This window comes from Parafrankia sp. FMc2, assembly GCF_041008525.1.
Classification (GTDB): Bacteria; Actinomycetota; Actinomycetes; order Frankiales; family Frankiaceae; genus Parafrankia.
Genome location: NZ_JBFLUG010000476.1, coordinates 1 through 707, shown reverse-complemented (window position 1 = coordinate 707; position 707 = coordinate 1). Strand labels below are relative to the sequence as shown.

The 707-nt window shown below is 71.7% G+C and carries 1 protein-coding gene; it reads left to right on the top strand.

The genetic code is table 11. The annotated features are described in order from the left end of the window. Positions 1 to 666 (top strand): RNA-guided endonuclease InsQ/TnpB family protein (locus AB1460_RS38020; protein WP_368967446.1); only part of this gene is annotated, 666 nt, incomplete at its 5' end. Between the last annotated feature and the right edge of the window lie 41 nt (positions 667 to 707).

The window sequence follows — 707 nt, the reverse complement described above, 5'->3', positions numbered from 1 at the left end:
GTGGGGGTGGATCGGGGTGTTGCCGTCTCGGTCACGCTGTCCACCGGCGAGTTGCTGGTCTGCCCCGGTCTGCGGTCGAAAGAAGCCGAGCGGCTGCGGCGGCTGCAGCGGCGCCAGGCGAAGGCGAAGCGCGGGTCGCACCGGCGCGACCGGCTCAGGGGCCAGATCGCCCGGCTGAAGGCCCGGGAGGCCGACCGGCGGAAGGGCTGGGTCGAGAAGACCAGCACCGATCTCGCCCGCCGGTTCGACCTGATCCGTGTCGAGGACCTGAACATCCGGGGCATGACCCGCTCCGCCCGCGGCACCGTCGAGGCGCCCGGCCGGGGGGTGCGGCAGAAAGCCGGGCTGAACCGGGGCATCCTCGGAGCCGGCTGGGGGCTGCTGGTCCAGCGGCTGGAACACAAGGCCCCCGGCCGGGTCGAGAAGATCCCCGCCGCCTACACCTCTCAGCGTTGCTCGACCTGCGGGCACACGGCATCGGGAAACCGCGGGAGCCAAGCGGTGTTCCGGTGCGTCGCCTGCGGACACACAGCCAACGCCGACCTCAACGCAGCACGCAACATCGCGGCCGGACGGGCCGTGACCGCGCGGGGAGGCACGGTGTTGGCCGTGCCGGTGAACCGCGAACCTCAACCTTCCGCACCCCCTTCCTCTGTGGGCGTGTAGGAGTTGGAATCTCCCGCGTCCACACGGGGGAGGACGTCAAC